Here is a 17,285-nt window from a genome sequence, read left to right on the forward strand (position 1 = left end):
CCCCCCCCCCCCCCCCCCCCCCCCCCCCTTTTTTATCCCACAAAGCCTCCGGCCTGGCCGGAGGCTTTGTGGGATATTCATTGTAAACGGTTCTCACTCTTCCCCAACGGCAGTTCCCACAGCCGAAAGGTCATGATAGGTGCGCTGGCTGGGATGCTCTCCGGTCTTCCAGACGAACTTCCCGGTAAAGCCATAGATGATGGCGATGACGGGGCACAGCCAGCACAGGAAGGCGTAGGGCAGGTAGGAGAGCGTGGGAACGCCCAGCGTACCGGCCATATACACACCGCAAAGGCTCCAGGGGATCAGGGGGGAGACAATGGTGCCGCTGTCCTCCAGCGTACGGCTGAGCACTTGGGGCAGCAGGTCTTTTTTCTTAAACTCCCCCACGTACATACGGCCGCCTACCACAATGGCCAGGGTCTGGCTGGCGGTGGCCGCCAGCAGGATGGTGCAAGAGGCCACGACTGTGGTAATGAGCATCCCCACATTCTTGACCAGCGGCTTCATATGCTCCAAAACGGAGGTGAGAAGGCCGGTCTTTTCCATAATGGCGCCATAGAGCATGCCCAGCATACCCAGGGCCGCAGTCCACAGCATGCTCTGCAGGCCGCCCCGGTTCATCAGCTTGTCAAAATCGGCGAACCCGCTTTTGATGGAAAAGCCGCTGTCCAGGATCGTAGCCATAGCCGCCAGGCTCTGCCCCTGAAACACCATGGCCAGCAGGCTGGCCGCCAGAGTGGAGATGAGCAGGGTGGGAATGGAGGGGCATTTGAGCACCGCCATAACGATGACGATGACCGGGGGCAGCAGCAGTAAGGGATTCATGTTGAAATTCTGCTCAATGGCGGAGAGGGTCGCCGCCACCTGCTGGGAGTTGACCCCATCGGCCGAATAGCGCATACCCAAGATGGCATAAATGACCATACTGATCACAAAGGCCGGCAGGGTCGTATACATCATGCTTTTGATATGGTCGAACAGGTCGGCCTCAGCCACAGCGGGGGCCAGATTGGTCGTATCGGACATAGGGCTCATCTTATCGCCCAGATAGGCGCCCGAGATGATGGCGCCGGCAGTCATGGAAGGATTGATGCCGAGGCCCGCGCCAATGCCGATCAGGGCAATGCCCACGGTGCCGACGGTAGACCAGCTGCTGCCGATGGAAACGGCGCAGATGGCACAGATGAGGCAGGCCGTCATCAAAAAGAAGGAGGGGTTGATCAGCTTCAGGCCCCAATAGATGATCATAGGTACCGTGCCACTGGCGATCCAACTGGCGATCAGGCAGCCGATGAGCATCATGATGATCGTGGGCGTCACCAGGATCTTGCCGCCGTATTCAATGGCGGCGGACAGCTCCTTCCACGGCTTGCCGTTGAGCCACGCCACCCCCAGCGTCACCGCAATGGAGACGAGCAGGTTGATATGTACCGGAATATTCAGCCACAGCACCGACGCCACCATGGAGCACAGCAGGAACGCAATGCAAAACAGGGCCCAGCCAAAGGGCATGTCTTTGGGCTTCTGCCCGCTTTTCAGTTCACTCATAATAGTATACCTCCCAGGTATAGTGATAGGAGCGGCTTTTGCCCCTTTTTATACATTCGATCCTGTATATATCAGTCGTTATACAGGTATTTGTCGGCCACCTGCGCGATCCACTTGGCGTACGCCTCGTAGCACTTCTCCCCCACCTCAACGGTGGCGTCGGCCGGGTTGCCGATATATCCCGGACTCTTGTCCTCCTTGACCGGCACATAGATCCCCACGGCCCCGCCGTAGTAGTGCAGGCCGCCCATCTTCACCGGCTTGCCATCGTCCTCTTCATAGTAGGGCTTGCACCCTTCCAGATGGACAAGGCCGGGCACCGCCGCCATTACACAGCTGGTCTCGTCCTCGCCGCCGTGGCCCTGATGCTCTGCATTCTTGCACACCTTAGGCCAGAAGTCGTTCATCGGCGGCACCCAGTCGCAGACCACGCACTTGAGCCCAAATCGCACCGCCAAGTCCTTCGCCGCCACATGGAGCGCCGCGTGGTTTTCAGAGTGGTTGATGCACAGCACGAAACGCTTGAATCCATGCTTGCTCAGCGAGAGGCAGAGATCCTCCGTCATGTCGATGAAGGTGCGCTCGCTTACCGGAACGTTGCCAAACAAATTGGCGCCCTCTCGCTCAAACTGGTTGGTCTGCACTCCGAAGGGCACCGAAAAGCCCGGCACCGACTTATGGCCCATGGCAGTCAGCTGCTCATGCACACAGCGGATGAGGATGTTGGCCTGGAACCAGTCCGCTCCCATCGGCAGATGTCCGCCGTGGTTTTCAATGGCTCCAAAGCTCAGTACAACGGTATCCGCCCCGTCGTCTATCAGCGCCTTCAGCTCCACGGCCGTCATCTCCAAAAGACTTTTGGGGCCTTTTACCTCATAGAGGGTCTTCCAATTCTTCATAAACTCGCTTCCTCTCCCCTCCCGTCTGCGCGGGAGAACATGATAGTATAAAATTGCATCTCTTCAAATGTTCTTGCATAAATATACATCGCTCTGTATCAAATGTCAATGGCCGGCTTCATTTTTGTTAAAACCAACAAAAGGCAATGGGGTCACGCCGGCATAAAAGAGCAGATCGCCAAAAAGCGGCCCGGAAGCAGCCGCTTTTTTGAATCCTTTTATCATTTTCGGGTATACTCTCTGGCGAGGTGATCTTTATGTCCGTCGTATCCCCCAATATTCGCGACAAATTCGACTCCATGCCCCAAAACCTGCAGCAGGCCCTTCTGGACACCGGCATGCAGCTGGACACCCTGGCCGATCTGATGGCCTGTCTGGAGCGGGTCATCGCCGAAAATGAGAAATGAATCCCTGTCCAAAGGAAGAGGGGCACAGCCGACAGCTGTGCCCCTCTCTTTATTTCATGTGACCTTCCACCCAGGAGAGAACGTCATCGAAGACTTCTTCCCTGTTGCTCTCGTTGAGCATCTCGTGCCGTCCGCCGGGATAGAGTTTTACTGTCACGTCCCGCACTCCCGCCTGACGGAACCACCCCGCCACCTTTTGGACGCCCTTGCCCATGGCGCCCACCGGATCGGCGTCTCCGGCGAAAAAGTAGATCGGGGTGCTCTTGTCCATCCGCTTCAAATTGTCCACGCTGCCCACATACTGGAGCCCGCACATCATGGCGTGGTTCATCCCCGCCGTGGTCTTGAAATTGCACAGAGGGTCGGCCAGATAGGCGTCCACCACCGCCTCGTCCCGGCAGATCCAGTCCGCGCTTGTACGGCTGGGCTTAAACTTTTTATTGTAGGCCCCGATGGACAGGGCGTAGAACAGCTTGTTGACCTTGTGCGGATCTCCTATCCCGGTGAGGGCCTTGCCCAGCGCCACGGTGACAGCCGGCTCCTGGCCGGTACCGGAGAGGATGCAGCCCGTCAGCGCGCCGGGATAGTCGATGAGAAAGGTGCGGGCCACAAAGGAGCCCATGGAGTGGCCCAGGAGGAAATAGGGCAGCTCCGGCGCAGTCTCCTTCACCTTACACTGAAGCGCCCGCACATCGTGCACCAAGTCCCACCAGTTATCAAAATAGCCGTACTCCGACGCTTCTCTGGCCGTCAGGCCATGGCCCAGGTGGTCGTGTCCCGCCACCAAAAAGCCCCGCTCCGCCAGGAACCGGGCAAAGGGATCGTACCGCAGGGCATATTCGCAGATGCCGTGGACAAGCTGCACCACCCCCCGTGCCTCCCCCTCCGGATGCCACAGGACGGCGTGGACTTGATGGACGCCGTCGGAGGAGGGAAAGGTAAATTCCTGTCTGCTCGCCATGGAGATCCTCCTTTTTGCCGCGTAAAATCAGTATGCTATATTCTACCGGGAATCTCCGCCGCCGTCAACCGGTGTTTTGCGGTCTGCGCGCAAAAAAGGAGAGCCATCCCCTTCCGGGACGGCCCTCCTCCCCGCTTTCCTCTTTACTTTCCCGCTCCCACGCCGTGGGCGGACTCCACCACCATCCGGGTCAGCGCGAACAGGGCGATGGCATTGGGAATGACCATCAGGTTATTGAACATGTCGGTCAGTTCCCATACCAGGTCGTTGGACATGAGGGTGCCCAGGAAGATAAACACCAGGGCGATGACGGAATAGACCACCGCGGACTTCTTGCCGAAAAGGTAGATCACGTTGATCTTGCCAAAGAGGTTCCAGCTCAGAACCGTGGAGAAGGCGAAGAAGAACAGGCAGACAGCGACGAAGATGGCGCCGAAATTGGTGCCGAAGACCGTTCCAAAGGCGGTCTGGGCCAGGTTGGTCTTGTTGATGGCCTCCGTGACCGCGCCGGTGTAGCCCGCCGCCAGAGGGCCGCCCTCGGTATAGAGGGTGGAGATGATGACCAGAGCGTTCAGGGTGAGCACCACGAAGGTGTCCATGAACACGCCGATCATGGCCACCACGCCCTGGTCGTGGGGATCGGTCACGTTGGCCTGGGCGTGGGCGTGGGGGGTGGAGCCCATACCGGCCTCATTGGAGAACAGGCCCCGCTTGGCGCCCTGGCTGATGGCGGTCTTGAGGGCGTAGCCCAGGCCGCCGCCCACAATGGCCTGGGGCTGGAATGCGTATTGGAAGATCATCCCGAAGGTGGCGGGGATATAGCGGCCGCGGGCAATGAGGATGGCCAGCCCCCCCGCCAGGAAGATGGCCGCCATAACGGGCACCACCTTCTCCGTTACCGCCGCCAGGCGCTGTACACCGCCCAGGAAGATCACGGCGCAGATGACCACCAGCACCGCGCCCACGATCCAGGCGGGGACGCCAAAGGCGGTCTCAAAGGTGGAGCCGATGGAGTTGGACTGGACCATACAGCCCATAAAGCCCAGCGCCAGAATAATGGCCACGGCGAAGAAGCCGGCCAGGAATTTGCCGAAGCCTCCCTTAAAGGCGGTGGTGATGTAGTAGACCGGGCCGCCGTGGATGGTGCCGTCCTCATCCACCACCCGGGTCTTGAGCGCCAGAGTGGCCTCGGCATAGATGGTGGCCATGCCGAAGAAGGCGATGATCCACATCCAGAAAATGGCGCCGGGGCCGCCGGCGAGGATGGCGCCGGAGGCGCCCACGATATTGCCCGTTCCCACCTGGGCGGCGATAGCGGTGGCCAGGGCCTGGAACGAGCTCATGCCCTGCTCCTGCTTCCCGCCTCGGAGAGTCAGATTGCCAAAGACCTTTTTCATACCCTCGCCAAAGCAGCGCACCTGTACAAAGCGGGTCTTGATGGAATACCACAGGCCCACCGCAATGAGCAGGAACACCAGGATATAGCTGGATAGATAGTTGTTGATGTCTACCACCACAGGGTAAAGGGCCGCTTCCAGATTTTCAAGCATTTCTCATCTCTCCTTTTCCTCGGGCAAAAAACAGGACTGTGGAGAAAACTCCACAGTCCGGGAATAGATATAAGCGCCTTAGCCAAAGCGCACGGCGCGCTCCAGCCAAGCCAGCTCTTCTCTGTCCTTTTGCCTGAGAGATTCATAGGGCTCGCGCCCCATGTTGCCCCTTCGGCCCCCGTAAACGAGTTTCTCCAGAGTTACATCCGCGCATAGTCCTCGCCCCCCACGGAGGCGCCTGAGAGTGTTACTCCTTCGGCATGGCTGTCCGCCATTTTCCTACACGCTTCGTCTGTCCGATTCAATTATGGGCGTACTATACTACATCTATGCGCATTTGTCAACCTCTGTGTGAAAATACGCCCCAAGAGGCTGAAGGCCGAGCGGCCTAAGCGGCGAGAGCAATAAAAAAGGAACAAACTTCCCGCTGACGCAGAAAGTTTGTTCCTGGTACGGCTGGAGGGACTCGAACCCCCGACCTACTGGTTCGTAGCCAGTCACTCTATCCAGCTGAGCTACAGCCGCATACCGTCTCACCGACAGCTTGATTATTTTAGCACAGTGAGCGGTAAATTGCAAGCCCTTTTTTCCTTCCGGGGTATTTTTTCTCAAAAATCCTCGTTGTCCACATCGAATGGGGGCAGATCCATGGGCTGAGGGATGGCGTCGCCCTCGTAGTCCAGCTCCTCGGGCACAGGCTCTGACACCGGAGGTGCGTCGGGCGCCATGTCCACCATGCCCTGCTTGTACTGCATCTCCTGCCACTGCTCCTTGGTGATGAGCACCTGGCGGGGCTTGGAGCCTTCGAAGGGCCCCACCACCCCCTTCTCCTCCATCTGATCCACCAGCCGGGCGGCGCGGGAGTAGCCCAGTTTCAGCCGCCGCTGGAGCATGGACACAGAGGCCATGCCCGTCTCCACCACCACCTCGATGGCAGAGGGCAGCAGCTCGTCATAGGCGTCGTCCACATCCTCCGGTGCGGAACCACCCACGCCCTTGGCCCCCTTCTCCTTCTCCGCCACGCTCTTTTCGATCTCGTGGAGCACGGACTCGTCATACTGGGCGCTGCCGCCCTGCTTGACAAAGTCCACCACAGCCGCCACTTCCTCATCGGTGATGAGACAGCCCTGGACACGGGTGGGCTTTCCCGCCCCCAGAGGCAGGTAGAGCATATCGCCCCGGCCCACCAGCTTCTCCGCGCCCACCTGATCCAAAATGATGCGGGATTCCAGAGAGGAGGCCACCGCAAAGGCAATGCGGGAGGGGATATTGGCCTTCATCAGGCCCGTGATGACGTCGGCGGAGGGCCGCTGTGTGGCAACGATGAGGTGCATACCGGCGGCACGGCCCATCTGGGCCACCCGGCAGATGGACTCCTCCACCTCCTTGGCCGCCACCAGCATCAGGTCGGCCAGCTCGTCGATGACCACCACGATCTGAGGCATGGTCTCCATCTCCCCCGTCTTGGCAGCGTGGGCGTTATAGGAGGCCAGATCCCGGACGCCCACCTCGGAGAAAGCCCGGTAACGCTTCATCATCTCCACCACCGCCCACTGGAGGGCGCCGGCCGCCTTTTTGGGGTCGGTGACCACCGGGATGAGCAGATGGGGGATGCCGTTGTAGATACCCAGCTCCACCATTTTGGGATCCACCATAATCAGGCGCACTTCCTCAGGACTGGCCTTATAGAGCAGAGAGATAATGAGGGAGTTAGTACATACCGATTTGCCGGAGCCGGTGGTGCCGGCGATAAGCATGTGGGGCAGCTTGGCGATGTTGCCCACCACACAATTGCCGCCGATATCCTTGCCCACGGCAAAGGCCACCTTGGATTCGTGGTTTTTGAACTGCTCAGAGCCGATCACATCCCGGATCTGCACCGGGGAGACCAGCTTATTCGGCACCTCGATGCCCACCATGGAGATCTTGTCGGGAATGGGGGCGATGCGCACGCCAGAAGCGCCCAGGGCCAGGGCAATGTCGTCGGCCAGGTTGGTCAGCTTGTTCAGGCGCACGCCCTGATCCAGCTCCAGCTCGTACCGGGTCACCGAGGGGCCCCGGGTCACGTTGATAATACTGGCGTCAATGCCGAAGGAGTGGATGGTGTCGGTGAGCCGGGTCTGGTTGGCTCTCAGCTCTCCCGCCACGCCGGCAGAATCCGTCTCTCCTCCCATCTTCAGCAGGGAGACGGGCGGGTATTCGTAGGCGGCCGCCGCCTGGCTCAAGGCCTCCTCCACCTCTTGAGATACCTGGGCCGCAGCCTCCTCGGCATCTCCCTTTTTCAGCTTGGGCACAGCAGGCTCCCGCAGGATCTCCGGGGGCGGCGCCGGGGCCTGGAAGGGCTCCTCGGGCAGCTCCACCGCGGGCAGCGGCGCCGGGGCAGGCGCAGGCTCCTCCGCCTCCTTAGCGGCTGCCAGCACCTGATCCGGCGCAGGCACCTTGCTCTTTCGGTCAAAAAGGCCCCGCTTGGGCTCCGGGAGCTCCTCGGGGGCGGGCTCCTCCTCGGGCTGGGGCCGGGGCCCGTCGTCCACCGGGATGTCAATGGAGGCCCGGCGGCGCTCCCTGGAAACAGGGGCGGGCCGGATGGGCTTGGCCGGGGGCGGGGGAAGCTCTTCCTCCTCGTCGTCCTCCTCCACCTCCTCGTACTCTGTCCGGGGACGGCTGCGCAGCCAATCCACTACCTGGACGGGGGTGATGCGGAAGCTGCCCATAAGCAGGCCGCAAAGGGCCAGAATCAGCACCATGCCCGCGCCGATCTTACTGAACACGGCGATAAGAGCCTGAGAGAAAAGGCCGGCCAAAACGCCGCCGGAGGTCATGGTCTTCCCCTGCGTCCACAGGATCTTCACGATCTCACCGCTCCAGGCAAACTCGCTCTTGAACAGAAACAGGTGGAGAAGGCTTCCCAAAATCACGGGGGTCAGCACCGTGCACCACACCCGAAGCTGTACGGGCCGGCCCCGGTGAAAGCCCAGGATGGCGGCACACCACAGCAGAGCCGGGGGCAGTAGCCAATAGCCGTAACCGATCAGGCCCTTCACCGTCCCACAGAGAAAGTCGATGAAGATGGCCTCCACCTGGAAATAGCCCAGGGCGGAGAAAACACCCAGCAGGAGGCACACCAGCGCGCCCACCTCCCGGCGGATCGGGCGGCGGGCCGGCTCCGGCGCTCTTTTCCGGCTGGTGGAGCCGCTCGACCGGCCGGCAGAGCTCCCTCTGCCGGAAGAGGCGCGGGCGTCGGAAGCGCTTGCGCGGGTGGAACCAGTTTTCTTTTGTGTGGAGGAGGCCACTGGGATCATCCTTTCCGAAAACGCCGCGAACAGGCGGCGGCTTGTCCATAAAATATCAACATAAATATACCGCAAATTCCTCCAAATTTCAAGCCCTTCCGGCATAAAAAGGGCTCCGCCCATTTCGGGAGGAGCCCTTCGGGAGCCCTTTTCCATTTATTTTACGAAAAAACCGGCAGCCAGGGAGAGGATTCCCGCTCCCCAACAATAATAGGCGAAGGCGCCGAACTTCCCCTTATCGGAGAGCAGATTCACCAGGCGAATGGCAAAGTAGCCCACCACGGCGGCCACCAGGGTGCCCACCAGATAGACGGGCATCAGCTCCATGTCCACGCCCCCCGCCTCCATCACGTCCTTCAAGCTCAAGATGTTGGCCCCCAACACTGCCGGGAGGCTCATAAGGAAGGAAAAGCGCACGGCAAAGACCCGGTCATAGCCCCGCAGGAGCCCGGCGGAGATGGTGATGCCGGAGCGGGAGATGCCGGGGAGGGTGCCCACAGCCTGGGCAAAGCCCACCACCACCGCGTCGGCCAGGGTGGCTGTGCGCTCGGTCTTGCGCCCCCGGGCCATCCGGTCGGAAAAATAGAGGATAAAGCCGGTGAGCAGCAGCGCCACCGAGACAAAGGCGGCGCTGCCCATGGCCGCCTCCACCCTGTCCTTGACGGGCAGGATGAGGAACAACGGCAAGGTGGCCACGACGATGAGGAGCACCATCCGCCGGGCGGGCGGTGCGCTCTGTCCCTGGCCGCCGCGCCGGGAGAAGAGGCCGCCCAGCAGCAAAAAGAACTCCCGGATCATCTCCCATATGTCCTTCCAATAGTAGACGAACACGGAGATCAGCGTTCCCAGGTGGAGCAGAACAGTGAAAAACATCTGGGTCTCCTCATAATTCTCCACCCCGAAAAAGTGCTGGAACAGGGCCAAATGGCCCGAACTGGAAATGGGCAGGAACTCCGCGATCCCCTGCAGGATCCCCATAAGGACAGAAGATATGTAATCCAAAACGCTTCCCTCCAACGCACAGCTTTTTCTCTGCTATTCATATTACCACACCCGGCGGGATATTTCCACTCTTTCCCGCCCGCTTCACAAAACCTTAAGGGAGAAGGAGGTCACCCCTCCCTCTCCCTCGCCTTTCTTTCCTCGATCTGCCGATGGAGGCACTCCAGCGCATCGGAAAGTCCGCCCGTCTGGTCGATCAGCCCGATCCGCACAGCCTCCTCCCCATAGAGAACGCTGCCCACATCCCCCGTCAGCTCCCCTGTCTCCAGCAGCAGGGAGAGAAAATCCTGCCGGCGGATGTTGCTGTGGGTGGTGACGAAGTCGATGATCCGATCCTGGGTGCGCTGAAAGTAGGCAAACATCTGGCTCACTCCGATGACGGTACCGGACATCCGCACCGGGTGGATGGTCATGGCCGCCGAGGGGGCGATGAAGGAGCGCTTCGCCGCCACCGCCAGGGGCACTCCGATGGAATGGCCCCCTCCCAGCACCATGGACACCGTGGGCTTGGTCATACCGGCGATGGTCTCGGCAATGGACAGACCCGCCTCGATGTCGCCCCCCACCGTGTTCACCAGCACCAAAAGGCCGTCCACCTCATCGCTCTCCTCCACCATGGCCAGCAGGGGCAAAACATGCTCATACTTGGTGGTCTTCACTGTGGGCGGCAGAAGCTGATGCCCCTCCACCTGTCCCACAATGGTCAAGGTGTGGATCGTCCCCCGCCGGGTGCGGATGAGGGCGCTTCCCAGCCCCTCAATGTTCTCCCGCGCCTCCTCTTCCCGCTGCGGCTGCTGCTGTTCCTGCTCGTCCATGGCGCTCCCTCCTTGCGTGGTCTTTAGTATGCGCAGAGAACGGCGGCCCATTCTCAAATTACACCGTGTAATTTGACCTTTACAGCTCCGGTGCGGCCCCATCTTTTCCCTTTTTCAGCCTTATCGACAAAAAACTCCCTCTTTTTTCTTCCTTCCCGCCTTCCCGTGCACTTTTTCTCCATAAGATTTACATAATTTACGTTCATAACATTCACTACACAGAGTTATTCACATTTTTCACAGGTCTTTCCACAGCCATACACCCCTTTTATCCAAACGTCTTCACAATTTATCCACAGAATTTTCCATAGCCCGAAAATGAATTTCCCCAAAAAATGAAATCACCAGTTTGGTATACATAATATTTTTTAAGGCCAACTCTTTTTCACGCGCTGCCCTTGGGCAGCAGCCGCTTGCGCAAAGAGCCCCGGTATCAGGCAGGTGCATGATACCGGGGCTTTTTATACTGCGATTCAATTCTTTGCCCGCCTGCGGCGGAACATGCCCTTCTCCCCTTGGCGCTTGACGCTCTCCAGGGCCTCTCTGTCCCTGCCGGAGGTCATGCTGCTGTACCGGGAGCGGAACCGGCGGCTCATGAGCTCGGCTCCCATCATCAGGTCGTTGTAGCGCTCCTTCAGGGCGCGGCCTTTCTCATCCAGCTGCTCGGGCAGCAGGTCGTCCAGCCGCTCGGAGAAGCTCTGCTTCGCCTCCGTCAGCATATCGGTGAGTTCCGCCTTGCCCAGGTGAGCCTGAAGCCGCAGCTCGTCGCCCACCTGCTGCATCCGGGAGAGCATCTGGGATGTACGGGCCAGTTGGTAGATGGTGGCCCCGGCATCGCTGACCAGCACGCCCAGGAAAAATCCGTCCAGCACGTAGACGGCCAGAGCCGGAATCCTCTCCAAAAGTCCCGCCACCCTAGGGTGAATGAAATAAAGCACCAGGAAGGACAGCACGCCCCACATCAGGCACACCCACAGGCAGATGCGGCCGTGGAGATTAAAGCGGTACATGCTGTAATCCCAATACTTGATGTGGGTGGTCTTCTCCAAAAACCAGCCCACCAGGTACTCCCAGGCGGACATACATACTGTGGCGGTCAGGTAAAACAGCACCGGCTTATCCATAAGGGGCTGAAACCAGCAGACCATCATCAGCACCCCCACCCCGTAAATAGGGCACATAGGGCCATAGAGGAAACCCCGGGGGACGAACCGCTTTTCCAGGGTGGAGCAGTAAATGGTCTCCATGCACCAGCCCAGGACGGAATAGACGATAAAGTACAAAAGAGCCATGCTGATGGGCAGGCCGAAAAAGATGGGCTCTCCCACGGTCACTCCCCCTTCCCCTTATCGTTCAAGACCTCCAGCAGTCCGTTATAGACCCGCTCCGGCCGGGCTTTGAAGCCGGCGATGAGCTGCTCGGCCTGGGCCTGAGAGGGGCATAGAAGCTCGATGGTCAGCAGATTTCCCCCGTCGTCATCCAGCGTCATTCGGGCCACGGCGGAGCCGTCCTCCCTGGCCAGGGCCTCTCCCCGGATCTGGGCACTGCGCCGCAGGGCGGCGTTCACTGCCGTCAGATCCTGATCGCACCGGCGGCGCACCGAGTAGGGCAGACTGCTCTCACAGGCCTCCGAGTTGACCTGACCCTTTTCTGTGATGGTGTAGCGCCCCTCCTCCAGAAGGAGGTGGCCGCTCTCCACCAGCTCGGCGGTGGCCTCGGCAAAATCAAAATATTCTACGCCCTCATGGCGCATGGCGAGCTCCATAAGCGTGTCAAAATCCACCGGCCCCGCCATCCGGGCCATCAAATAGAGCTCCAGCATTTTGATGTCCAGCTTATCGTGAATGAAACCTTGTTTGGCCATAGCGTGCTCCTTTGGGACAGTTGATTTTTCTTATTATACCTGTATTTTCCTCGGATGGCAAGCCCCGCCCCTCTCCTCTCTTCCCCATTTTTCACGAAAGGAGCTGCCCTTATAGGTGCAGATTATGATATAATAGTATCATAATCTCCCCACAGGAGGCTCAAGATATGACAAAGATCCTTTTCGTCTGCCACGGCAATATCTGCCGCTCCCCTATGGCGGAAAGCGTGATGACCCACCTGCTCCAGCGGGCGGATCGGAGGGATATCCTGGTGGATTCCGCCGCCACCAGTACAGAGGAGCTGGGCAATCCCGTCCACCCCGGCACCCGGCGGGTGCTGGCCGCCCACGGCGTCCCTCTGGTGCCCCACCGGGCCCGGCAGATGACCTGGCAGGACGGCGAGACATACAGCTATCTCATCGGCATGGACAGCGCCAACCTGCGGAACATGGCCCGCATCCTGGGACACAGTGAAAAGCTCCACAGCTTGTTGGATTGGAGCCCTCACCCCAGAGACATCGCCGACCCCTGGTACACCGGGGATTTCGAGGCCACCTTCCGGGACGTCTGGGAGGGCTGCGAGACTCTGCTGGACATTCTTTAAGTAAAAACGGGAGCGGTCTTTCGATCGCTCCCGTTCCCTTTTACCAGACAGGCTCCGCCCCCTCCGCCCGGAGGGGGAGCTCACCAAAGATCCGCGCCACCAGGCTCTCGTATTCCGCAGGGTCGGTGGTCTTCTTCAGCTTCTTTTCATATTTTTCCGCCTGCTCAAAAAGGCAGAGCTGATAGAACCAGTGTTCCTTCATGCGTCCCAGGGCGTTTTTACGGCTTCCGAAGTCAGAGCTGTAGCCCTCAAACAGCTCCTCGTCATAGGCCCTGAGCTCCTCCCTGCCTATGCCGGGCCCACCCTGGATCCGCCGCACCAGAGCCGGGTCTGCCGTCAGTCCCCGGCCCAGCATCACCGCCTCCGTTTGAGGGAAGCGGGTCAAAAAATCCCCATACCGTCCCGCCGTGGTGAGGTCGCCATTATAGCATACCGGGTTGGCGCTCTCCGCCAGGGCGAGAGTGAACGCCTCCGGCCGGGCGGGCCTGCGGTAAAGATCCTCCCGCACACGGCAGTGGATGGTAAGCTCTCCAATGGGGTACCTGTTGAACAGCTCCAGCAGGCGGGGAAACTCCTCCGGCGCCTTCCTCCCCAGCCGGGTCTTAACAGAGATCCTGGCCGGCGCCCGGGCAAAGATCCCGTCCAAAAGCCGCTCCAGCCCCTCCAGGTCAGACAGAAGACCGCTCCCCTTCCCCTTGGCCACCACCGTGCCCGAAGGACAGCCCAGGTTCAGGTTGATCTCCTCATATCCCATATCGGCCAGAGCCCTGGCCGCCCAGAGGAAGTCTTCCGCCTTCTTGGTGAGCAGCTGGGGCACCACCGGCACGCCCCGGTTCGCCTCCGGGAGGAAATCCCGCTTGCTTCTGCCGGCAAAGCGGCCGTCCTCCGTGGGGGAAAAGAAGGGCGTGAAATACTTGTCCACCCCCGGAAAATAGCGGTGGTGGAGATTCCGCAGAACATGGTCGGTGACACCCTCCATAGGTGCGAAATAGAATTTCAACGCGCCTTTCCTCCCATCGAAAAAAGGAAAGCGGCCCAGCGGGCCGCTTTCCTTTTTTTGGCGGAGAAGGAGGGATTTGAACCCTCGCGACGGTTTCCCGCCCTACTCCCTTAGCAGGGGAGCCCCTTCGGCCACTTGGGTACTTCTCCATAGCCGGTTATCTTCACCGTTTTCGGTTGTACGCGATTGGCGGAGAGAGTGGGATTCGAACCCACGGCTCCTTGCGGAGTCACCAGTTTTCAAGACTGGCTCCTTAAACCACTCGGACATCTCTCCATGTTTATCCATCTTGAGAGGACGGGCGGTCAGATGCGACATTTATATTACCACGGTTTTACGCCTGTGTCAAGAGAGAAAAGCTGGCATGGCCCCCTTGGTTTTCCTTCCTGACGGAAAAAGGTACAAAAGGGCTTGCAAAAGTCTTTCACATAGAGTAAAATAATTCTACCAATTTTGATTTTTGGAGGATGAATACCAATGCCTACGATTACTGCAGGTGAGTTCCGCAACGGCGTGACCTTTGAGATGGACGGAAAGGTCATGCAGGTGGTCGAGTTCCAGCACGTGAAACCCGGCAAGGGCGCCGCTTTTGTCCGCACGAAGATGAAGGACGTGCTGGGCGGCGGCGTCACCGAGACCTCCTTCAACCCCACCGCTAAGTTCGAGACCGCTTATATCGAGCGCAAAGACGCCGAGTACAGCTACAACGACGGCGACCTGTACTACTTCATGGATCAGGAGAGCTTTGACATGGTGCCCGTATCCCAGGGCGATCTGCCTGACGGCTTCGCCTTTGTTAAGGAGAACACCGTGTGCAAGCTGATGATCTACAAGGAGAAGGTAGTGGGCGTTGAGGCTCCCAACTTCGTTGAGCTGGAGGTCACCGAGACCGATCCCGGCTTCAAGGGCGACACCGCCACCAACGTCACCAAGCCCGCCACAGTGGAGACCGGCGCCGAGATCAAGGTTCCCCTGTTCATCAACCCCGGCGACAGGATCAAGATCGACACCCGTACCGGTGAGTACCTGGAGCGCTGCAAGGGCTAAAAGGAGCGCCTGGGGCACTTCGCAGTGTGACAGCCCTGATTTGAAAGGAGTTTACTATGACGATTTCTGAGAAGGTGGCCTATCTGAAGGGCCTGGCCGAGGGCCTGGAGCTGGATACCGCCAAGTCCAAGGAGGGCAAGCTCATCTCCGTGATGATCGGTATTCTGGAGGAGATCGGCCTGTCCATCGAGGATCTGGAGGAGAACGCCGACGCCCTGGGTGAGGAGCTGGACGCCGTGTCCGACGACCTTGCCGACGTGGAAGAGATCATCTACGGCGAAGACGAGGATGACGACGAGTGCGGCTGCTGTGACGACGAGGACTTTTTCGAGGTCGAGTGCCCCAACTGCGGCGCGGAGCTGGACATCGACGAATCCATTCTGGAGGCCGGCACAGTGGAGTGCCCCGGCTGCGGCAGCAAGTTTGCCATCGATCTTACCGATGACGAGTGTGACTGCGGCTGCGACCACGAGCACGGCGAGGACTGACACGAGAATCAAAACCGAAAAAACAGGCCGGCATTTTAAAATGCCGGCCTGTTTTTTTGGGGGCAAAGGGCAAAAGCGTGAGAATAGCAAAGATGCTTAAAAGAATTTTTTATTAAATTGAACAAAGTTCCCCTACGAATTTTATAGAGATTTCCCCTTGAAATTCGATTTTCGAAGGATTAAGATAGCACCTTGTAAGGGGCTGGTAAAGCCCCTGCCCGAACCTGCCGCAGAAGAGCGCACGGCGGGGGCGGGAAATTATGAAAGGGAGGAATTGGCATGATCACGTTCTTTGTTTGTCTGGTGGTCTTGGTGGTAGGCTTCTTTACCTACGGTAAGCTGATCGAAAAAGTCTTCCATATTGATGACCGCCAGACTCCCGCCATCGCCCATCCCGACGGCGTGGACTACATTCCCATGAAAACCTGGCGCATTTTCCTGATCCAGCTTCTGAATATCGCAGGTCTGGGCCCCATTTACGGGGCCATTGCCGGAGCCTGTTGGGGCCCGGCAGTCTACTTGTGGATCGTCTTTGGCACCATTCTGGGCGGCGCGGTTCATGATTTCCTGTCCGGCATGATGTCGGAGCGCAACGACGGTATGTCCATCTCTGAGGTAGTGGGCCTCTATATGGGTAAGATCATCACCTTTGTCATGCGGGTGTTTTCGGTGGTGCTGCTGGTGATGGTAGGCGTCAATTTTGCCGCCGGCCCCGCCGGCCTGCTGGCCAAGCTGACCCCGGAGCAGCTGAGCCAGAGCGTTTGGCTCGTGATCATTATGCTCTACTATCTGGCGGCCACCTTCCTGCCCATCGATAAGGTGGTCGGCAAGCTCTATCCGTTTTTTGGGCTTTGCCTTATCATCATGGCGGTAGGCGTGGGCGGAGCCACCGTTTTCCTGCATGGCAGCGATATGCCTGAGCTCAGCGCCGCCACTTTGTCCGTTCTTCATCCCAGCGGAACGCCCAAGTGGGCGATGATGTTCGTTACAGTGGCCTGCGGCGCGGTGTCCGGCTTCCATGCCACGCAATCCCCCATGATGGCCCGGTGCATTAAGTCTGAGAAGGAAGGCCGAACCGTATTCTACGGCGCTATGGTGGCCGAGGGTATCATAGCCCTTATCTGGGCCGCCGCCGGCGTTACCTTCTACACCAACCACGGTTCCCTGGTAGAGGGGATGCAGGGCCTTCAGGCCGCCATCACCGCCGGTGGACAAGGCGGTGTGGTCTATGAGATCTGCACCTCCCTGCTGGGCCCGGTGGGCGGCGTATTGGCTATGATCGGCGTCATCGCCTGCCCCATCACCTCCGGTGACACCGCTTTCCGTTCCGCCCGGCTTACCATTGCCGACTGGTTCAAGCTGGATCAGGCCGATACCAAGAAGCGGGCCGTTCTGGCCGTTCCTCTGCTGGCTGTCGGATTTATCATTGTAAAGCTGCTGCCCTGGACCTATCTGTGGCGGTACTTCTCCTGGTCTAACCAGACCCTGGCGATGATCGTACTGTGGACTGGCGCTGTGTTCCTCCACCGGTACGGCTATCCGCCGGTGGCCTCTATGATGGCCGCTCTGCCCGCCACCTTTATGACGGCGGTGTCCATCACTTATTTCTTCCAGGCCCCCGAGTGCCTGCACCTGTCCACCTCCATCGCCTATCCCGTAGGTATCGTGGCGGCCGTGGTCTTCTTCGTCCTGTTCTATGTCCAGACCTTCGTGCGTAAGAAGGACGAAAATCAGTTGGCCGCCCAGATGGGCAAGTAAAAAATATCACCTGTGCGCTCTTAGAGGACGGGCCGCGCTCTTGCGCGG

At 59.3% G+C, this 17,285-nt stretch carries 16 protein-coding genes, 3 tRNA genes and 1 riboswitch; of the genes, 5 read left to right on the forward strand and 14 right to left on the reverse strand.

Translation table 11 applies throughout. The features are described from left to right. Positions 1–93: 93 nt before the first annotated feature. Together nhaC and NFR87_RS09410 are read right to left on the reverse strand one after the other, a co-directional pair. Entirely contained in the window at positions 94–1,551 is a 1,458-nt protein-coding gene (gene nhaC / locus NFR87_RS09405; RefSeq protein ID WP_251449113.1) for a Na+/H+ antiporter NhaC, read from the reverse strand. A gap of 71 nt (positions 1,552–1,622) precedes the next feature. Next, positions 1,623–2,450, reverse strand: coding sequence for a creatininase family protein (locus tag NFR87_RS09410; RefSeq protein ID WP_251449114.1), 828 nt, complete (start codon positions 2,448–2,450; stop codon positions 1,623–1,625). 257 nt (positions 2,451–2,707) lie between these two features. On the opposite strand from NFR87_RS09410, the gene NFR87_RS09415 reads away from it, so the two are divergent. Then, the gene (locus NFR87_RS09415) at positions 2,708–2,857 is read left to right on the forward strand and encodes a hypothetical protein (RefSeq protein ID WP_251449115.1); all 150 of its coding nucleotides are present in this window, start codon (positions 2,708–2,710) and stop codon (positions 2,855–2,857) included. Positions 2,858–2,906: 49 nt separating this feature from the next. Here the strand turns inward: NFR87_RS09415 and NFR87_RS09420 are convergent, their stop codons facing one another. The 9 genes from NFR87_RS09420 to NFR87_RS09460 all read right to left on the reverse strand — a co-directional run bounded on the left by NFR87_RS09420 (position 2,907) and on the right by NFR87_RS09460 (position 12,339). Continuing rightward, positions 2,907–3,818: an alpha/beta hydrolase gene (locus tag NFR87_RS09420; RefSeq protein WP_251449116.1), complete on the reverse strand. Its 912-nt coding sequence runs from the start codon at positions 3,816–3,818 to the stop codon at positions 2,907–2,909. Positions 3,819–3,961: 143 nt separating this feature from the next. Then, on the reverse strand, positions 3,962–5,368 hold the full coding sequence (locus NFR87_RS09425; RefSeq protein ID WP_251449117.1) for an alanine/glycine:cation symporter family protein: 1,407 nt from the start codon (positions 5,366–5,368) through the stop codon (positions 3,962–3,964). Between the two features lie 111 nt (positions 5,369–5,479). Further along, positions 5,480–5,576: riboswitch (glycine riboswitch) on the reverse strand. A gap of 240 nt (positions 5,577–5,816) precedes the next feature. After that, a tRNA-Arg gene (locus tag NFR87_RS09430) sits at positions 5,817–5,893 on the reverse strand. Between the two features lie 83 nt (positions 5,894–5,976). Continuing rightward, positions 5,977–8,667 carry an FtsK/SpoIIIE family DNA translocase gene (locus NFR87_RS09435; protein WP_251449128.1) on the reverse strand — a complete coding sequence of 897 codons (2,691 nt, stop codon included), beginning with the start codon at positions 8,665–8,667 and terminating at the stop codon, positions 5,977–5,979. Between the two features lie 147 nt (positions 8,668–8,814). Next, positions 8,815–9,660: an undecaprenyl-diphosphate phosphatase gene (locus NFR87_RS09440; protein WP_251449118.1), complete on the reverse strand. Its 846-nt coding sequence runs from the start codon at positions 9,658–9,660 to the stop codon at positions 8,815–8,817. A 110-nt stretch (positions 9,661–9,770) separates the two neighbouring features. After that, entirely contained in the window at positions 9,771–10,475 is a 705-nt protein-coding gene (locus NFR87_RS09445) for a ClpP family protease (RefSeq protein WP_251449119.1), read from the reverse strand. Between the two features lie 282 nt (positions 10,476–10,757). Continuing rightward, the gene (locus NFR87_RS09450) at positions 10,758–10,952 is read right to left on the reverse strand and encodes a hypothetical protein (protein WP_251449120.1); all 195 of its coding nucleotides are present in this window, start codon (positions 10,950–10,952) and stop codon (positions 10,758–10,760) included. After that, positions 10,949–11,803: a putative ABC transporter permease gene (locus NFR87_RS09455; RefSeq protein ID WP_251449121.1), complete on the reverse strand. Its 855-nt coding sequence runs from the start codon at positions 11,801–11,803 to the stop codon at positions 10,949–10,951. Before NFR87_RS09455 ends, NFR87_RS09450 begins: the two co-directional genes overlap by 4 nt. Before the next feature lie 2 nt (positions 11,804–11,805). Continuing rightward, complete coding sequence (locus NFR87_RS09460; protein WP_251449122.1) at positions 11,806–12,339, reverse strand: DUF4364 family protein; 534 nt, start codon at positions 12,337–12,339, stop codon at positions 11,806–11,808. 167 nt (positions 12,340–12,506) lie between these two features. On the opposite strand from NFR87_RS09460, the gene NFR87_RS09465 reads away from it, so the two are divergent. Beyond that, entirely contained in the window at positions 12,507–12,944 is a 438-nt protein-coding gene (locus NFR87_RS09465; RefSeq protein ID WP_251449123.1) for a low molecular weight protein-tyrosine-phosphatase, read from the forward strand. 40 nt (positions 12,945–12,984) lie between these two features. On the opposite strand, the gene NFR87_RS09470 is transcribed toward NFR87_RS09465, so the two are convergent. The 3 genes from NFR87_RS09470 to NFR87_RS09480 form a co-directional block, all read right to left on the reverse strand. After that, on the reverse strand, positions 12,985–13,944 hold the full coding sequence (locus NFR87_RS09470) for a tRNA dihydrouridine synthase (protein ID WP_251449124.1): 960 nt from the start codon (positions 13,942–13,944) through the stop codon (positions 12,985–12,987). Between the two features lie 58 nt (positions 13,945–14,002). After that, positions 14,003–14,093, reverse strand: a tRNA-Ser gene (locus NFR87_RS09475). A gap of 38 nt (positions 14,094–14,131) precedes the next feature. Beyond that, a tRNA-Ser gene (locus NFR87_RS09480) sits at positions 14,132–14,220 on the reverse strand. Positions 14,221–14,421: 201 nt separating this feature from the next. Between NFR87_RS09480 and efp the strand changes: the two genes are divergently transcribed. The 3 genes from efp to NFR87_RS09495 all read left to right on the forward strand — a co-directional run bounded on the left by efp (position 14,422) and on the right by NFR87_RS09495 (position 17,237). Beyond that, positions 14,422–14,991 (forward strand): elongation factor P, encoded by a 570-nt coding sequence (gene efp / locus NFR87_RS09485; protein ID WP_251449125.1) that lies wholly within the window; start codon positions 14,422–14,424, stop codon positions 14,989–14,991. A 56-nt stretch (positions 14,992–15,047) separates the two neighbouring features. Continuing rightward, the gene (locus tag NFR87_RS09490; RefSeq protein WP_251449126.1) at positions 15,048–15,479 is read left to right on the forward strand and encodes a CD1247 N-terminal domain-containing protein; all 432 of its coding nucleotides are present in this window, start codon (positions 15,048–15,050) and stop codon (positions 15,477–15,479) included. A gap of 279 nt (positions 15,480–15,758) precedes the next feature. Continuing rightward, positions 15,759–17,237 (forward strand): carbon starvation CstA family protein, encoded by a 1,479-nt coding sequence (locus tag NFR87_RS09495; RefSeq protein WP_251449127.1) that lies wholly within the window; start codon positions 15,759–15,761, stop codon positions 17,235–17,237. Positions 17,238–17,285 lie beyond the last annotated feature (48 nt).

The organism is Vermiculatibacterium agrestimuris, from assembly GCF_943193085.1.
GTDB lineage: Bacteria > Bacillota > Clostridia > Oscillospirales > Oscillospiraceae > Vermiculatibacterium > Vermiculatibacterium agrestimuris.

Excerpts from the sequence above, each read along its gene's own strand:
- nhaC (WP_251449113.1), bottom strand. The coding sequence starts at position 1,551 with ATGAGTGAACTGAAAAGCGGGCAGAAGCCCAAAGACATGCCCTTTGGC.
- NFR87_RS09410 (WP_251449114.1), bottom strand. The coding sequence starts at position 2,450 with ATGAAGAATTGGAAGACCCTCTATGAGGTAAAAGGCCCCAAAAGTCTT.
- NFR87_RS09415 (WP_251449115.1), top strand. The coding sequence starts at position 2,708 with ATGTCCGTCGTATCCCCCAATATTCGCGACAAATTCGACTCCATGCCC.
- NFR87_RS09420 (WP_251449116.1), bottom strand. The coding sequence starts at position 3,818 with ATGGCGAGCAGACAGGAATTTACCTTTCCCTCCTCCGACGGCGTCCAT.
- NFR87_RS09425 (WP_251449117.1), bottom strand. The coding sequence starts at position 5,368 with ATGCTTGAAAATCTGGAAGCGGCCCTTTACCCTGTGGTGGTAGACATC.
- NFR87_RS09435 (WP_251449128.1), bottom strand. The coding sequence starts at position 8,667 with ATGATCCCAGTGGCCTCCTCCACACAAAAGAAAACTGGTTCCACCCGC.
- NFR87_RS09445 (WP_251449119.1), bottom strand. The coding sequence starts at position 10,475 with ATGGACGAGCAGGAACAGCAGCAGCCGCAGCGGGAAGAGGAGGCGCGG.
- NFR87_RS09460 (WP_251449122.1), bottom strand. The coding sequence starts at position 12,339 with ATGGCCAAACAAGGTTTCATTCACGATAAGCTGGACATCAAAATGCTG.
- NFR87_RS09465 (WP_251449123.1), top strand. The coding sequence starts at position 12,507 with ATGACAAAGATCCTTTTCGTCTGCCACGGCAATATCTGCCGCTCCCCT.
- efp (WP_251449125.1), top strand. The coding sequence starts at position 14,422 with ATGCCTACGATTACTGCAGGTGAGTTCCGCAACGGCGTGACCTTTGAG.
- NFR87_RS09490 (WP_251449126.1), top strand. The coding sequence starts at position 15,048 with ATGACGATTTCTGAGAAGGTGGCCTATCTGAAGGGCCTGGCCGAGGGC.
- NFR87_RS09495 (WP_251449127.1), top strand. The coding sequence starts at position 15,759 with ATGATCACGTTCTTTGTTTGTCTGGTGGTCTTGGTGGTAGGCTTCTTT.